Below are 15,402 nucleotides of genomic sequence, written 5' to 3' on the forward strand. Positions count from 1 at the left end.
GGGACAACGCTCGCCGACTGCCGCGCGGGCACCTGGCCGGGCAGCATCGCGTCAGGTGCCGCCGGCGCGGGTACGGCGGCGCTTTCCGGCGTCTCACGTTCACAGGCGCAAGTTCCGAGCGCAAACAGCAGTAATAGTCGTTTCATCGTCATTTCCCCATCAGGCAAAGGAGCAGAAGCTCGGTCTGGCCGAGTCCCGACAGATGTCGGGCGCCTTGCGCGCCGCGCGCCAGTAAGTCGTCAACCCCAACTGGCGGACGAGCCGGGCATAGCCGGCCTCCCCGCGCGCCGCCGCAAGGTTGGGCTCGAACAGCACCTCCGCGTCGAACAATCCGCGGGTGCGCACGAGGTTCGCCGCTGCCTTGAGGGCTGCTTCGCGGGCCCCGAGAGCCGCAAGAGTGCCCACCACCAGCTGGTCGTTGTAGCGCGGGTCGACCGAAAAGCGTTCGAGCTCGGCAACCGATTTCGCCCGATGTGCGGCATCTTGTGACTTCAGCGCCTGGAAGGCGGCGGTCAGCGTATCGCGCTGCATGCTCGTCAGCGGGAGGTCCGCGTCCCCTAGCACGGCGATCGCCTTGTCATAGCGGCGGGTCCACAGCGCCGACTTCATTTCCAGCAAGCGAAGCGAAGTGGCGTCGGGCCACAGCTTGAGCGTGTCGGCCAGGATCCGATCGGCCTCGTCGGTGCGCCCGACGACATAGAGTGCCTGCGCAAACCGGACATTGCTGAACGGCGCCAGCGGCCGCATCGCCCGGGCTCGCTCATATTGTCCGACCGCCTCCTCCATCCGGCCCACCGAGGCGAGGAAGTCGCCGTAGGCCTGGCGCTCGCAGCCGCACTCGGTCGGCCGCACGCTGATCGCTTTTTTGAGCAGCTCCTCGCGCTCGGCATAGCGCTCGAGCGGCAGGAGGCCGGCAATCGCCATATAGCCCTCGGGATTTTGCTGATCGAGCTGCATCGACTTGCGCGCGGCCGCCATCCCTTCCTCGCGAAGCTGGTTCGCTTCGCCGGACTCGGCGGCCGCGAGCGGCACCGCGGCCAGCGCCAGCGCCGACCAGCCGAAAGAAAAATCGGGCACTGCGACCGTCACCCGGCGCGCGGCGTCGAGCTCGGCGGTCTGGGAGGACGAGCCGCTCCAATGCTCGTTGCACCATTTGAAATAGAGCGACAGCGCCTGGTCGGACATCGGTTTGTCGTACGAGGACGCGCCCCACAGGCCGCAGCGGACGACCTGGCTGGCGCCGACCGCGGCCTGGCGCGCGGCGACGGGGTCGGCCGTTTCGTGCTCAAAGGCGTCCGACCACAGCAGAACTCCGGAGCGCTGGTTCTTGAGGTTGACGGTGAAGCGCACCGAATTGCCGACTCGGCTGAGGCTGCCGTCCATGACGAACGGCGCCGACGCGCTCGCCGCGCCGTCGCCCGCGGCGACCACCGTCACCGCGTTCTCGGCCCCGAACGCGGCGAGGATCTCCTGGCCGAGCATGTCGGGAAGAGCTCGCGGAAGGGCGCTCGAAACGAGCGCGAAATTCCCGATCGCGACTCGCGGTGAGATGCGGCCGTCACCGGCCCAGACTTTCGAATAGAGGAATGCGCCGCTGAGGATGGCGATCAACGCCGCGGCGGCCGCGACCGCCCAGGGCCGCGCGCCGAAGCCGCTTTGCCGCCTGCGAACCGGGGCCGCAGCGGCGGTCTCTTCGTGCGACACTGCTCCGCTCGACTTCTCGGCGATCGCCGCCATCAGCGGCTTTAGCGCCGGCGACCGGGGCCGGCCGTTCCAGCCGGACAGGTCGATCGTGTGATACTGGCGAAAACCGAGCGGCGGCGCGCAGCCGTCGAGGGATACCGGGACCAGTCGGCCCTTGTCCCGGCCCGCCCCGGCTTCGTCGCGCACCCAGGGCGAGCGGACGGCCCTCTCGCTCCAGCAGGCGACGACGACCTCGGCCGCCGCCAGCGCGTCCTCGATCGCTCCGGCAAACTCCTGGCCGCCGGAAATATGCCGGTCCCACCAGACGCTGTGGCCGTCGCGCTCGAGCGCCTTGGCGAGCGGTCGAATGCGCTCGAGGTCTTCGCGTGCGTAGCTCAGGAACAGTGACGCCATCCAACTCCCCCGTTGGAACAGCGGACTGTGCGCCTAACCGGCGGCGCGTTCAACCGTCTGGAGAGAAGGGGATTAGTCCGCGCTGTGCTGCGGCGCCGGAGCCGGCGGCTTGTGATGCTCGCAAGTGACCTTCGGGTTGAACGGTGAATAGGGGCCGTTGGGGTTGTCGCGAAAGACCCACAAATGTTCCTCGTAATGCGGCTCCCAGCCGTGCGCCTCGTCGACCTTGGTCGCCGGATCGTCCTTCAGCAGCACGTAATAGTGGCCGTGGAACTTCGGCGGCTCCTTGTGACCCTTGGTCTCGTGCCAGGCCGATGCGAACACCAGATTCTCGACCGCCACGAGCTCGAGCGAACCGTCGGGCTGCGGTTCGTAGACGAGCATCGCGGGCTTGCGGAAATCGGTATGCGTGCCGGTGCCCTGGACCCGCCCGACCGGCTTGTCGGGCAGGCCGAGCACATCGCGCCGCACATAATGCAGCCCCATCGCGCCCCGGCTCGCCGGGTAGCCGAGCATTTCCGCGGTCACGCATTTGTTGTCGGTCGTATAGCCCTCGGCGATGGCGACCTTGACGTCGCGGTAGCGCTCGGCTGCGGCTTTCACTTCGTCGAGAGTCGGCTCCTGCGGCCCCGATCGGCAGCCAGCGGCCAGCATGGCAGCCGAAACCAATAGCAACAGTCCTCTGGTCACGGCTTCCTCCCCAATTTGAACGGCTAGAATGCCGCGCCGCCCGGCGCAGCACAAGCTGCGCGTGCATTATCGAGGTCCTCAACTGGGTGGTGACTGCCCGCAAAAGCGGCCGCGCTCCTTTCTGTGACACCGCGCTTGGCGCTACCTAAGCCCACAAAGCAAAGGGAGGCGCTTCGCAATTGAGGATTACAGCCGCGATCCTGCGCTCGGTGGGGGCGTCCCAGCCCTACGCTCAATCGGAGCCGCTTGCCCTCGAGGAGATCGCCCTGGCCCCGCCGGGACGGAGCGAAGTGCTCGTTCGGATCGCCGCGGCCGGCCTCTGTCACTCCGACCTTTCGGTGATCAACGGCGACCGGCCGCGGCCCGTGCCGATGGCGATCGGGCACGAAGCTGCAGGAGTCGTCGAAGCGCTCGGCGAAGGCGTCACGAGCATGCAGCGCGGCGACCACGTCATCATGGTCTTCATGCCCAGCTGCGGCGATTGCTCGTACTGCGCGGAAGGAAGGCCGGCCTTGTGCGAGCCGGGCGCAGCAGCAAACGCAAGCGGCACGCTGCTCGGCGGCTCGATCCGTCTCGCGGATTCCAGCGGCCCCATTCACCATCACCTCGGCTGCTCCGCGTTTGCCACGCACGCCGTCGTTTCCGAACGGTCACTGATCCGCATCGACAAGGATCTCCCGCTTCGGGAAGCCGCGCTGTTCGGATGCGCGGTGCTCACCGGCGTCGGTGCAGCCGTCAACACAGCCCAGGTCAAGCCGGGCCAGAGCGTCGCTGTCGTTGGCCTGGGCGGCGTCGGCCTGGCGGCGCTGATGGGCGCCAAGGCCGCCGGGGCGGCCCGGATCGTCGCCGTTGACCTTTCCCCGGACAAGCTTGCCCTGGCGGCGGAGCTCGGTGCCACCAATTGTCTCGACGGCCGCGACAGCGCCGCGGTCACCGCATTCATGAACGCGAACGGCGGCAGCGACATCGCTCTCGAGATGGCCGGCTCGATACCGGCGCTCGAGCTTGCGTTCGCGCTGACCAGGCGCGGCGGAACGACGGTGACCGCGGGGCTTCCGCCACCCAGCGCCACGCTGCCCCTCTCGGTCGTCCGCCTGGTGGGCGAGGAGCGGACTTTGAAAGGCAGCTACATCGGCAGCTGCGTGCCGAGGCGGGATATCCCCCGGTACATCGCCTTGTATCGCGCCGGGCGGCTCCCGGTTGACCGGCTGATGTCGGGGCTCCTGAAGCCGGAGCAGATCAACGAGGGCTTCGACGGGCTCGCAGCCGGGACGGCGGTCCGTCAAATCGTCCAATTCTAGGCGCGACCTTCTTCGTCCCGCTCCTTGCCGCAGTGCAGCAGGCCATTTACATCCGGCATGAGATGACCTCGACCAACGACATCCGCCGCTCGTTCCTCGATTATTTCGAGGCGGCCGGCCATGCGCGCGTGCCGTCGGCGCCGCTGGTCCCGCACAACGACCCGACCTTGATGTTCGTCAACGCCGGCATGGTGCCGTTCAAGAACGTCTTTACCGGGCTGGAGACGCGGTCTTTTTCGACCGCGAGCAGTTCCCAGAAGTGCGTTCGCGCTGGTGGCAAGCACAACGACCTCGACAATGTCGGCTACACCGCGCGCCACCACACCTTCTTCGAGATGCTCGGCAACTTCTCGTTCGGGGATTATTTCAAGGACCGGGCTATCGAGCTCGCCTGGAACCTGCTGACCAGGGAGTGGGGCCTTTCGCCCGATCGCCTGACGGTCACCGTCTACCACACCGACGACGAGGCGTTCGACCTGTGGCGGCGGATCGCCGGGCTGCCCGACGAGCGGCTGATCCGGATCGCGACCAGGGACAATTTCTGGGCGATGGGCCCCGATGGGCCGAGCGGGCCCTGCTCGGAGATCTTCTACGACCATGGCGACCATATCCCGGGCGGGCCGCCGGGCTCCGCCGACGAGGACGGCGACCGTTTCGTCGAGATCTGGAACCTGGTGTTCATGCAGTTCCTGCAGGAAAACGATGAAATCGTCAGCGACCTGCCGCGGCCGTCGATCGACACCGGCATGGGCCTCGAGCGCATCGCCGCCGTGCTGCAGGGCGTCCACGACAATTACGATACCGACGCGTTCCGGGCGCTGATCGCGGCCAGCGAGGAGCTGACCCGCACCCGCGCCGAGGGCGAGCGCACGGCCAGCCACCGCGTGATTGCCGATCATCTGCGCGCGTCCGGTTTCCTGGTCGCCGATGGAGTGCTGCCGGCCAACGAGGGAAGGGGCTACGTGCTCCGCCGGATCATGCGCCGGGCGATGCGACACGCTCATTTGCTTGGCGCCAAGGAGCCCTTGATGCACCGGCTGGTGCCGGCGCTGGTCGCCGAGATGGGCGCCGCCTACCCCGAGCTGGTCCGAGCCCAGCCGCTGCTCGAGCAGGTGCTTGCGCAGGAAGAGACCCGATTCCGCCAGACTCTGGTGAACGGCTTGAAGCTGCTCGACGAGGCCACGGCTTCGCTGCCGCCGGGCGGGACTCTGCCGGGCGAGACGGCGTTCAAGCTCTACGACACCTACGGCTTTCCGCTCGACCTCACCCAGCAGGCGCTGATCGAAAAGACGCTCAAGGTCGACATTGCCGGGTTCGACAAGGCGATGGAGGCGCAGAAAGCCGCCGCCCGGGCCGCCTGGAAGGGATCGGGCGACCGGGCGTCCGACGACATCTGGTTCGACCTCGCCGAGGAGCATGGCGCGACCGAGTTCACCGGCTACGCCGGCGACGAGGCGGAAGGCGTGGTGCTGGCGATCATCGAGGACGGGCAGCGCATCGATGGTGCCAAGAAGGGCGACAAGGTGCACGTGCTGGTCAACCAGACGCCGTTCTACGGAGAGAGCGGCGGGCAGATCGGCGACACCGGAAAGCTGACCTCTTTGAATGGCTTCGACGGCGACGTTGAGGACACGTCCAAGCCGCTGGGCCGGCTCCACGCCTTACTGACGACGGTTGCGAAAGGCGAGGTCAAGGTCGGCGACACGGTCCACCAGAAGGTGGATTCCGAGCATCGCGACCGAGTCCGGGCCAACCACAGTGCGACCCATTTGCTGCATGCCGCGCTTCGCCACCGGCTCGGCGACCACGTGACCCAGAAGGGCAGCCTGGTCGCTCCCAACCGACTGCGCTTCGATTTCTCGCACCCCTCGGCTTTGTCGCCCGACGACATCGCCGCGATCGAGGCCGAGGTGAACGCCCATATCCGTTCCAACCACCCGGTGACCACTCGCCTGATGACCCCCGACGAGGCGATCGCGGCCGGCGCCATTGCCTTGTTCGGCGAGAAATATGGCGACGAGGTCCGGGTCCTGTCGATGGGCCGCAATGTCGACGACGATTATTCGGTCGAGCTGTGCGGCGGCACCCACGTCAACGCGCTGGGCGACATTCAGCTGTTCAAGATCATCAGCGAAGGCGCGGTGTCGTCGGGCGTTCGGCGTCTCGAGGCACTGACCGGCGAGTCGGCGCGGCAGTGGCTGACCGAGCGCGAGGCTCGGCTGCGCGAAGCGGCGGCGGTCCTCAAGGCATCGCCCGACGAGGTCCCAGGCCGGGTTTCGGCGTTGCTCGACGAGCGCAAGCGCCTCGAGCGCGAGCTTGCCGAGGCGAAAAAGGCGCTGGCCCTGGGCGGCCATGTCGGCGCCAGCGGCGGAAAGTCCGATGCCGCCGCCCCCGAGCAGGTCGGCGGGCGCGCGTTCCTCGGTCAGGTGATCGAAGGCCTCGACCCCAAAGGCTTGCGGGCGGCGATCGACGGCATGAAGCAGCGCGTCGGCTCGGGCATCGCGGCGCTGGTCGCGGTCAACGACGGTCGGGCCAGCGTCGCGGTCGGGGTCACCGACGACCTTGCTGCGCGGGTCAACGCGGTCGAGCTGGTCAAGGCGGCGGTCGCGGCGCTGGGCGGGCAGGGCGGCGGCGGCCGATCCGACATGGCCCAAGGCGGCGGGCCCGACGGTTCGAAGGCGGATGCAGCGTTGAGCGCGATCCGCGATGCAGTGGAAAAGGTCGAGGCTTGATCGACCCGCAATCGAGTGAGCCGATCACCTTGAACGGCGCTTGCCATTGCGGCGCGGTGCGCTTCACTGTGATTCTACCCTTCGGGCTGGCCTCCGCGCGGCGGTGCACCTGCAGCCTGTGCCGGATGCGGGGCGCCGTTGCGGTCACCGCCTGCGCCGATGGGCTGGAAATTCTCGCTGGCGCGGACGTCCTCGCCACCTACCGGTTCAACACGCTCACAGCGGAGCACCATTTCTGCACCGCGTGCGGCATCTACACTCACCACAAGCGCCGCTCGAACCCGAACGAGCTCGGCGTAAACGTGGCCTGCCTCGATAACGTGTCGCCGTTCCATTTCGCCGAGGTCGTGGTCTACGACGGCGAGCGGCACCCAAGCGACCAGCCAGACGGGAAATCGAGCGTCGCGGGAACGGTGCTCTTCAAGCCTGCGAGTTAGCTGCTGCGTCCCGCAACCGGCGCCCGCGCATCCGCGGCGGTTCGGTCAGCTCGGCTTCCTCGCGGATTTCCGCCTGCAGCTGGGCCCGTTTCTCGTGAATCGACGCGATCACCGGCCCCATCGCCACGCCGAGGTCGACCAGCGCGGCTTCCGACAGCTGCAGCGACGCCTCGAGCGTCTCGGGCACCGCGTCGGTCACGCCCGCCTTGTACAGCTCGGCGGCGTGGGCCGGGTCGCGGGCACGGGCGACGATCGGCAGGTCCGGGAAGGCGGCGCGGATGCGCCGCGCCAGGCGCTTGGCCAGCACCGGATTGTCCATCGTCAGGATGAAGGCGGTCGGGCTGCCCGGACGGACCCGTTCGATCAGCTCGGAATTGGACACATCACCGAACACCACCGGCCGCCCCTCCTGGCGGGCCGATGCGACGCAATCGACGTCGGAATCGATCGCCACATAGGGCTTGGCGTGCGCGTCGAGCATTTCGCCGACCATCCGGCCGACGCGGCCGAAGCCGAGGATCACCACCTTGGGAGTGTCGCCTTCCTCGAGTGCGCCGGTGATTTCCGATCGAGCCTGCGAGTCGACTCCGCGGCCGGCGAGACGCCCGAGCTTCGCCAGCAGCGGGGTGATCGTCAGCCCGATCGCGGTGACGACCTGCCAGAATGCCGCCGTCTGGGGCTGAATCAGCTGCGCGGCCGCCGCCGCCGCCAGCACGATCAAGGTGGTCTCGGACGGCGAGGCCATCAGCACTCCGGTCTCGGCGGCGACCGACGTTCGGGCGCCCTCGATGCGCAGCAGGGCCGCGGTGACGATCGCCTTGACGCTGAGCACTCCAAGCACGGCGAGGCCGATGCTCTGCCAGTTGGCGGCCACCAGCCGAAGGTCGACGCTCATACCGACCGTGATCAGGAATATGCCGAGGCCGAGCCCGCGGAAGGGGGCCGTCATCACCTCGACCTCGCCGCGGTACTCGGTCTCGGCGATGACGATGCCGGCAAGGAGCGCTCCGAGGATCGGCGAGAAGCCGATGGCGGCAGTGGCGAGGCTGGCGACGATCACCACCAGCAGGCAGGCGGCCAGGAACAGCTCGGGGCTCTTGGTCCGGGCGGCTTGGGCGAACAGGCGCGGCAGCACGAGCCGCCCGGCGAACAGCATCGCGACCGCGGCGATGCCGCCGAACAGCATCGTCGTGAGCAAGTTCTCGACGCCGCTGTCGGCCGCATAGGGCGCCATCGCCCCCAGGGCGAAGACGATCGGCACGATCGCCAGGTCCTCGAACAGCAGCATCGCCAGCGCCGAGCGGCCGACCGGACTGTGCGTGCCGACCAGCGGCAGGACGAGCGCCGTCGAGGAAAGCGCCAGCGCGAGCCCGAGCCCGATCGCTCCCGCCGGGCTCTGGCCGATCAGGTGGAGCCCCAGGGCAATGATCGCGGCCGAGATCAGGAGCTCGGCGGCGCCGACCACGAACACCAGCCGGCGCATCGACCACAAGCGGCGGAACGAGAGCTCGAGCCCGATCGAAAACAGCACCAGGATGATGCCGAGCTCGGCGAACGGCTCGATCGCCTCCGGATTGGAGATGGTGATATAATGGAGCCAGGGGAAGACGCCTGTCATCGCCCCCAGGCCCGCCGGCCCGACCGCCAGCCCGATGAGCAGGAAGCCGATCACCGGTGTGACCCGGAAGCGCGCGAAGGCGGGGATGACGATTCCGGCGGCGCCGAGGATGACCAGAGCGTCGCTGAGGCCGGAGGTCTGGAAGTCGGTCGCCATGATCGGTTTTAAGCAGGGCCGGCGATGCTTGTCACCGTGGTCCAACCATTCGATAGCGCGGCGTCATGACGTCAGATGATCTTGTTGTGGTCGGCGGCGGGCCGGCCGGGATGATGGCGGGGCTGCTGTTCGCCCGCGCCGGATGCAACGTGCGGGTGCTCGAAAAGCACGCCGACTTCTTCCGCGATTTCCGCGGCGATACGGTCCACCCCTCGACGATGGAAATCCTCGACCAATTGGGGATGCTCGGTCGTTTCCTGGAGCGGCCGCACAATCGGCTGGACCGAGCCGAAATCATGGTTGCCGGCCGGGTATGGACGATCGCCGACCTGTCGCATCTCGATACCCCGGCCCCGTTCGTCGCGATGATGCCGCAATGGGACTTCCTCGACTTCCTGCGCGACGAGGCGGTCGCCTTCCCCGGCTTTTCGCTGGAGATGAGCTCGCCGGTCGAATCGTTCCTGCAAGATGGCGGCCGGATATCGGGTGTGCGGCTTGCCGACGGCCGCGAGATTTCCGCGTCCTTGACGATCGCGGCCGACGGCCGGGATTCGATCGTTCGCCGCAACGGCATCTTGCCGCTTCGGACGCTGGGCGCTCCGATGGATGTGTTCTGGTTCCGCCTTGGCAAGACCGAGGCGGGCGGAAACGCGCTTCGAGCGAGCGTCGACCGGGGCAGGTTGCTCGTCCTGATCGACCGCGGGGATTATTGGCAGTGCGCGCTGGCGATTCCGAAGGGCAAGGCGGAAGCGCTCAAGGCCGGCGGGATCGAGCCGATCCGGCAGGCGGTGCGCGCCGCTGCGCCGAACCTCGACCTCAGCGAGCTGGATGATATCCACGATCTCAAGCTGCTCAGCGTCTCGCTGGACCGCTTGACCCGTTGGCACCGGCCCGGCCTTCTGGCGATCGGCGATGCGGCCCATGCGATGTCGCCGATCGGCGGAATCGGAATCAACCTTGCGATCCAGGATGCGGTGGCGGCAGCCAATTTCCTCGCCGCGCCGCTCGGCCGCAACGCAGCCGTCGACGCGCTTCTGCCGAGGGTCCAGCGGCGCAGGCTGTTCCCGACGCGGGTCGTGCAGTCGGCCCAGAAGGCAGCGCAGGAGCGGATCATCGGCCGATTGCTGCTTCGGCCGGGGCCGCCGCTGACGACCGCGGCGCTGCCGATCCGCTTGCTCGACCGCTTCCCGTGGTTGCGGCGCATTCCCGGCCGCGCCGTCGGTCTCGGCATCCGTCGCGAGCGGGTCCGCTCGCCGGATGCCGGGCTCAGGCGGGCTGGGGCTCCGCCGACGCCATAGCCGCTTCGAGATTCTCGCGGATTGCCTCGAAGAACTGCTCGGTGGTCATCCACGGCTGGTCGGGACCGACCAGGATGGCGAGGTCCTTGGTCATCTGACCGCTTTCGACGGTCTCGACGCAGACGCGCTCGAGGGTCTCGGCGAAGCGCACCACCTCGGGCGTCTCGTCGAACTTGCCGCGGTATTTGAGTCCGCCGGTCCAGGCGAAGATCGAGGCGATCGGGTTGGTCGAGGTCGCCTTGCCCTGCTGATGCATGCGATAGTGGCGGGTGACGGTGCCGTGCGCCGCCTCGGCCTCGATGGTCTTGCCGTCGGGGGTCATCAGCACCGAGGTCATCAGCCCGAGGCTGCCGAAGCCCTGCGCGACCAGGTCGGACTGGACGTCGCCGTCGTAATTCTTGCACGCCCAGATGAACTTGCCGCTCCATTTGAGCGCGCTGGCCACCATGTCGTCGATCAGGCGATGCTGATATTCGATCTTCGCTTCCGCGAACTTGTCCTTGAATTCGCTTTCGAATATTTCTTCGAAGATATCCTTGAAGCGGCCGTCATAAGCCTTGAGGATGGTGTTCTTGGTCGACAGATAGACCGGCCAGCCGCGGGTCAGGCCGTAGTTGAAGCTGGCTCGGGCGAACGCGCGGATGGATTCGTCGAGGTTGTACATGCCCATGGCGACGCCGGCGGCCGGGAAGTCGAACACCTCCTCCTCGATCATTTGGCCGTCCTCGCCCTGCCATTTGATCGTCAGCTTGCCGGCGCCAGGCACTCGGAAATCGGTCGCCTTGTATTGATCGCCGAACGCGTGGCGGCCCACGACGATCGGGTCGGTCCAGCCGGGGATCAGCCGCGGCACGTTGGCGATCACGATCGGCTCGCGGAAGACCACCCCGTTGAGGATGTTGCGGATGGTGCCGTTGGGCGACTTCCACATCTTCTTGAGCCCGAACTCCTCGACCCTCGCCTCGTCGGGCGTGATGGTCGCGCATTTGACCCCGACGCCGTGCTTCTTGATCGCCTCGGCGGCATCGACCGTGATCCGGTCCTCGGTTTCGTCGCGCTTCTCGATCGACAGGTCGAAATAGACCAATTCGATGTCCAGATAGGGCTGGATCAGCCGCTCGCGGATCCACTGCCAGATGATGCGGGTCATCTCGTCGCCGTCGAGCTCGACGAGCGGTGTCTTCACCTTGATCTTGGCCATTCGTTTCCCTGTTTCAAAAGCGCTTCTCCGGCGCTCGCGGCGCCTTAGGACGCGCCCCCAGCCGAGGCAACCGCGGCGTTGTGCGCGCGCGGCGCGGCCACTAAGGGGTGCCCATGCCCGCGCTTGAAAAGCCCGACAGCCCGCTGACCACGAACGTCAAGTGGCGCTACCCGGCGGTCCATCCGGAAGGGCGCAAGTTCCTCGTCATCGCCGCGGCGGCGACCTTCTTCGCCTGGCTGCTCGACTGGGAGTTCCTGACGTTCGTCCTCGTCGGGCTGACCATCTGTGTCGCGGCCTTCTTCCGCGATCCGATCCGGACGACGCCGCGCGGCGCCAACCTGATCGTCGCTCCGGCGGACGGGCTGATCACTCTCATCCAGAAGGTGCCGCCGCCCGACGAGCTCGCCGGCAGCGAGGGCCTGATGGAAGGGGAATATACCCGCGTCTCGATTTTCATGAGCGTGTTCGACGTCCACATCAACCGCTCGCCGATCACCGGCCGGATCCGCCGCATCGCCTATATTCCGGGCAAGTTCCTCAACGCCGACCTCGACAAGGCGAGCGAGGACAATGAGCGGCAGCATTTCATCGTCGAAGGCGCGGACGGGGTGAAGGTCGGCTTCACCCAGATCGCCGGCTTGATCGCCCGGCGCATCCTGTCGTTCGTGCGCGAAGGCGACAGCGTCGAGGCCGGCCAGCGGGTCGGGCTGATCCGTTTCGGAAGCCGGGTCGACGTCTACTTGCCCGACGGAACCGGCCCCCGGATCCTGCTGGGCCAGCGGACGATCGGCGGGGAGACGGTCCTGGCCGAGATTGGCGCCGACCCCGGGCTGACCGGCTCGAGCCAATGATCGGGGCCCAATGAGCAAGGCGGCCCCGCCCGAGCGCGGCATGGCGTTCCGGGCGATGGTTCCAAACGCGGTCACGGCGCTCGCTTTGTGCTTCGGGCTCACGGGGGTTCGCTTCGCGATCGCCGAAAACTGGGAGGCCGCGATCGGTTGCGTGGTGATCGCTGGAGTCCTCGACGCAATGGACGGGAGGATCGCCCGATTGCTCAGGGCCAACAGCCGGTTCGGCGCGGAACTCGACTCGCTGTCCGACGTCACGGCCTTTGGAGTGGCGCCCAGCTTCATCCTGTTCCTGTGGTCGCTCCACCAGGCGCCGCAATTCGGCTGGGTGGCGGCACTGGCTCTCGCCGTCTGCTGCGCGCTTCGGCTGGCGCGGTTCAACTCGCGGATGGATGCCGACCACCAGCCGCACAAGTCGGCCGGCTATCTGACCGGAGTCCCGGCGCCGGCGGGAGCGGGGCTGGCGTTCGTGCCGGTCTATCTGTGGCTGGTCACCGGCCAGGAGATTTTCCGCGCCTGGTTCGTGACCATGCCGTGGGTGATTTTCATCGCTGTGCTGCTGATCTCGAGCGTCGCCACCTACAGCTGGTCGAGCCTGCGCATCCGCCGCTCGTCGCGGCTGTTCGCGATTGCCGGGATCGGGCTGCTGGGCGCGGCGCTGTTGACCGCCACCTGGGTCACGCTGCTCGGAATTTCACTGCTTTATATCGCGATGCTGCCGTTCAGCATCGCCTCCTACGCCCGGGTCAAGCGGCGGCGCGCAGCCTCGGCTGGGCGCGCAGGGTCCGCGGGCGCGAGCGCTGGCTGACGCGCCCGGCGATCGGCCGGATCCTCGGCGCCGTCGCCAGCGGTGAGCGGCCGTTCAGCGCAGCGGCAATCTTCGCACCGCTCTCACCAAGCATCTCGGCGATGATCACCGCGAGCAGCCAGAGGGCAGCCAGGAAAGCAAGGGTGGCGAGCGGTGCGAGCATCATGAGAAGTTCCCTTGTTTGAGCGCCAAACCCATCCCGAGTCATTTCGTTCCGCAAATGTGCCGGGCGCACGTCGTTGAGTCCGGTCGATGTTCCTCTTTTGTTCTCACGCTGTCAAGCCCTTGAATCGCTCAGCCGCTTCGGCTAGTGCGCGCCCATTCCACAGACGGAGCCACTCATCCCGGTGCCGGTCGATTGATCGGTTGCTCGGTTCCGTCGAGGCATAACCGGAAGGAGACATTCCATGGCGGCACCTGTCGTCACCATTCAGCAATTGCTCGAGGCCGGAGCGCATTTCGGCCACCAGACCCACCGCTGGAACCCGCGGATGAAGCCGTACATTTTCGGCGACCGCAACGGCGTCCACATCATCGACCTGTCGCAGACGGTGCCGCTGTTCGCCCGGGCGCTCGACTTCGTCCAGCAGACGGTGGGCCGCGGCGGCAAGGTGCTTTTTGTCGGCACCAAGCGCCAGGCCCAGGACGCGGTGGCTGCGTCGGCGCAGACGTGCGGCCAGCATTTCGTCAATCATCGCTGGCTCGGCGGGATGCTGACCAACTGGAAGACGATTTCCAATTCGATCAAGCGCCTCAAGAGCCTCGAGGAGCAGCTGTCCGGGGACACCGCCGGCCTGACCAAGAAGGAGGTGCTGCAGCTGACTCGCGAGCGCGACAAGCTGGAGAAGAGCCTCGGCGGGATCCGCGACATGGGCGGTCTTCCCGACGTCATGTTCGTGATCGATTCCAACAAGGAAGAGCTGGCGATCAAGGAAGCCAATGTGCTCGGCATCCCGGTCGTCGCGATCCTCGATTCGAACAGCGACCCGCAGGGCATCGCGTTCCCGGTCCCGGGCAATGACGACGCCAGCCGCGCCATCCGCCTTTACTGCGACGCGGTCGCGGAAGCGGCGAGCAGCGGCCGGACCGGCGAGGCTGCCGAGCGCGGCGAGGACATCGGGGCGATGGAAGAACCGCCGGTCGAGGCGGCGCTGGAAGCCTGACCGGCGACAGCCCATCTCGAAACGGAATTGAATTCAAAGAGGAAGAAGAATGGCTGAGATTACGGCCGCCGCGGTCAAGGAGTTGCGCGAGCGCACCGGCGCTGGAATGATGGACTGCAAGAAGGCGCTCGCCGAAGCGGGCGGCGATATGGAGCAGGCGGTGGACTGGCTGCGCGCCAAGGGGCTCGCGGCCGCCGCCAAGAAGGCCGGCCGGACCGCGGCCGAAGGCCTAGTCGGAGTGGCCGTCGAGGGCACTCGCGGCGCGGTCGTCGAGGTCAATTCGGAAACCGATTTCGTCGCCAAGAACGAGCAGTTCCAGAACTTCGTTCGCGAGGCCGCGCGCCTGGCACTGGCCAGCGGCGGCGACATTGACGTGCTCGGCGCTTCGCAATTCCCAGGCGGCGGAACGGTCGCCGAAGCGCTGACCAACAACATCGCGACGATCGGCGAGAACCAGTCGCTGCGCCGCGCCGCGATGCTCGAAGTCAGCGAGGGCGTGGTTGTCAGCTACGTCCACAATTCGGTCGCCCCGGGCCTCGGCAAGATCGGCGTTCTGGTCGCTCTCGAGAGCGCGGCTCCGGCCGATGTCCTGCAGCCGCTCGGCAAGCAGCTGGCGATGCACATCGCCGCCGCCAACCCGCTCGCGCTCGACGCGGATTCGCTGTCGCCGACGCTGATCGAGCGCGAGCGCGGGATCGCGATGGAAAAAGCCCGGGAAAGCGGCAAGCCGGCGAACATCGTCGAGAAGATGGTCGAAGGCTCGATCGCCAAGTTCCGCAAGGACCATGCGCTGCTCTCGCAGCTGTTCGTGATCGACAACAAGACTCCGGTTGCCGAAGTCGTCGCCGCCGCCGCCAAGGAGGAGGCAGCCACCGGCATCGAGCTCAAGGGCTTCGTCCGCTTCCAGCTCGGCGAGGGCATCGAGAAAAAAGAGAGCGACTTCGCGGCCGAGGTCGCGGCGGCCGCGGGGACCACCAAAGCCGAGCCCGTCGCCTAGACTTGATTGGGCAACCGCTAAACGGTTGGCATTGGGGCGGCTCCGCCATAAGAGCG

13 protein-coding genes are annotated in these 15,402 nt (G+C 67.3%); 8 read left to right on the top strand and 5 right to left on the bottom strand.

Translation table 11 applies throughout. The features are described from left to right. Positions 1 to 159: 159 nt before the first annotated feature. A complete protein-coding gene (locus H0T81_RS02805) occupies positions 160 to 2,097 on the bottom strand; it encodes a TIR domain-containing protein (protein WP_294009527.1) in 1,938 nt (645 codons plus the stop codon). Between the two features lie 72 nt (positions 2,098 to 2,169). Continuing rightward, entirely contained in the window at positions 2,170 to 2,787 is a 618-nt protein-coding gene (locus H0T81_RS02810; RefSeq protein WP_294009529.1) for a hypothetical protein, read from the bottom strand. A 179-nt stretch (positions 2,788 to 2,966) separates the two neighbouring features. Between H0T81_RS02810 and H0T81_RS02815 the strand changes: the two genes are divergently transcribed. The 3 genes from H0T81_RS02815 (at position 2,967) to H0T81_RS02825 (ending at position 7,257) form a co-directional block, all read left to right on the top strand. After that, positions 2,967 to 4,088, top strand: a complete 1,122-nt coding sequence (locus tag H0T81_RS02815) for a zinc-dependent alcohol dehydrogenase family protein (protein ID WP_294009531.1) — start codon at positions 2,967 to 2,969, stop codon at positions 4,086 to 4,088. 62 nt (positions 4,089 to 4,150) lie between these two features. Further along, positions 4,151 to 6,820, top strand: coding sequence for an alanine--tRNA ligase (gene alaS, locus H0T81_RS02820; RefSeq protein WP_294009533.1), 2,670 nt, complete (start codon positions 4,151 to 4,153; stop codon positions 6,818 to 6,820). Beyond that, positions 6,817 to 7,257 (top strand): GFA family protein, encoded by a 441-nt coding sequence (locus tag H0T81_RS02825; protein ID WP_294009534.1) that lies wholly within the window; start codon positions 6,817 to 6,819, stop codon positions 7,255 to 7,257. The genes alaS and H0T81_RS02825 overlap by 4 nt, the downstream gene beginning before the upstream one ends. On the opposite strand, the gene H0T81_RS02830 is transcribed toward H0T81_RS02825, so the two are convergent. Then, on the bottom strand, positions 7,241 to 9,031 hold the full coding sequence (locus tag H0T81_RS02830; RefSeq protein WP_294009535.1) for a cation:proton antiporter: 1,791 nt from the start codon (positions 9,029 to 9,031) through the stop codon (positions 7,241 to 7,243). The two genes, H0T81_RS02825 and H0T81_RS02830, sit on opposite strands and share 17 nt — an antisense overlap. Positions 9,032 to 9,096: 65 nt before the next feature. On the opposite strand from H0T81_RS02830, the gene H0T81_RS02835 reads away from it, so the two are divergent. Then, positions 9,097 to 10,329, top strand: a complete 1,233-nt coding sequence (locus H0T81_RS02835; RefSeq protein ID WP_294009537.1) for an FAD-dependent oxidoreductase — start codon at positions 9,097 to 9,099, stop codon at positions 10,327 to 10,329. Here H0T81_RS02835 and H0T81_RS02840 read toward each other — a convergent pair. After that, positions 10,298 to 11,530 (bottom strand): NADP-dependent isocitrate dehydrogenase, encoded by a 1,233-nt coding sequence (locus H0T81_RS02840; RefSeq protein ID WP_294009539.1) that lies wholly within the window; start codon positions 11,528 to 11,530, stop codon positions 10,298 to 10,300. The genes H0T81_RS02835 and H0T81_RS02840 overlap by 32 nt on opposite strands. 113 nt (positions 11,531 to 11,643) lie before the next feature. On the opposite strand from H0T81_RS02840, the gene H0T81_RS02845 reads away from it, so the two are divergent. After that, positions 11,644 to 12,381, top strand: a complete 738-nt coding sequence (locus tag H0T81_RS02845; protein WP_294009541.1) for a phosphatidylserine decarboxylase — start codon at positions 11,644 to 11,646, stop codon at positions 12,379 to 12,381. Positions 12,382 to 12,391: 10 nt separating this feature from the next. Continuing rightward, positions 12,392 to 13,186, top strand: coding sequence for a CDP-alcohol phosphatidyltransferase family protein (locus tag H0T81_RS02850; RefSeq protein WP_294009543.1), 795 nt, complete (start codon positions 12,392 to 12,394; stop codon positions 13,184 to 13,186). Here the strand turns inward: H0T81_RS02850 and H0T81_RS02855 are convergent. Further along, complete coding sequence (locus H0T81_RS02855) at positions 13,125 to 13,352, bottom strand: hypothetical protein (RefSeq protein WP_294009545.1); 228 nt, start codon at positions 13,350 to 13,352, stop codon at positions 13,125 to 13,127. The genes H0T81_RS02850 and H0T81_RS02855 overlap by 62 nt on opposite strands. A gap of 241 nt (positions 13,353 to 13,593) precedes the next feature. On the opposite strand from H0T81_RS02855, the gene rpsB reads away from it, so the two are divergent. Together rpsB and tsf are read left to right on the top strand one after the other, a co-directional pair. Next, a complete protein-coding gene (gene rpsB / locus H0T81_RS02860) occupies positions 13,594 to 14,349 on the top strand; it encodes a 30S ribosomal protein S2 (protein ID WP_294009547.1) in 756 nt (251 codons plus the stop codon). A gap of 49 nt (positions 14,350 to 14,398) precedes the next feature. Continuing rightward, complete coding sequence (tsf, locus tag H0T81_RS02865) at positions 14,399 to 15,346, top strand: translation elongation factor Ts (protein WP_294009549.1); 948 nt, start codon at positions 14,399 to 14,401, stop codon at positions 15,344 to 15,346. The last annotated feature ends 56 nt before the right edge of the window (positions 15,347 to 15,402 follow it).

Origin of the sequence: Sphingomonas sp., from assembly GCF_013812825.1 — a bacterium.
In the GTDB taxonomy this organism is placed as follows: domain Bacteria; phylum Pseudomonadota; class Alphaproteobacteria; order Sphingomonadales; family Sphingomonadaceae; genus Sphingomicrobium.

Coding starts and splice junctions, on each gene's coding strand:
- H0T81_RS02835 (WP_294009537.1), top strand. CDS start 9,097: ATGACGTCAGATGATCTTGTTGTGGTCGGCGGCGGGCCGGCCGGGATG.
- H0T81_RS02840 (WP_294009539.1), bottom strand. CDS start 11,530: ATGGCCAAGATCAAGGTGAAGACACCGCTCGTCGAGCTCGACGGCGAC.
- H0T81_RS02855 (WP_294009545.1), bottom strand. CDS start 13,352: ATGATGCTCGCACCGCTCGCCACCCTTGCTTTCCTGGCTGCCCTCTGG.
- H0T81_RS02805 (WP_294009527.1), bottom strand. CDS start 2,097: ATGGCGTCACTGTTCCTGAGCTACGCACGCGAAGACCTCGAGCGCATT.
- tsf (WP_294009549.1), top strand. CDS start 14,399: ATGGCTGAGATTACGGCCGCCGCGGTCAAGGAGTTGCGCGAGCGCACC.
- H0T81_RS02845 (WP_294009541.1), top strand. CDS start 11,644: ATGCCCGCGCTTGAAAAGCCCGACAGCCCGCTGACCACGAACGTCAAG.
- rpsB (WP_294009547.1), top strand. CDS start 13,594: ATGGCGGCACCTGTCGTCACCATTCAGCAATTGCTCGAGGCCGGAGCG.
- H0T81_RS02850 (WP_294009543.1), top strand. CDS start 12,392: ATGAGCAAGGCGGCCCCGCCCGAGCGCGGCATGGCGTTCCGGGCGATG.
- alaS (WP_294009533.1), top strand. CDS start 4,151: ATGACCTCGACCAACGACATCCGCCGCTCGTTCCTCGATTATTTCGAG.
- H0T81_RS02830 (WP_294009535.1), bottom strand. CDS start 9,031: ATGGCGACCGACTTCCAGACCTCCGGCCTCAGCGACGCTCTGGTCATC.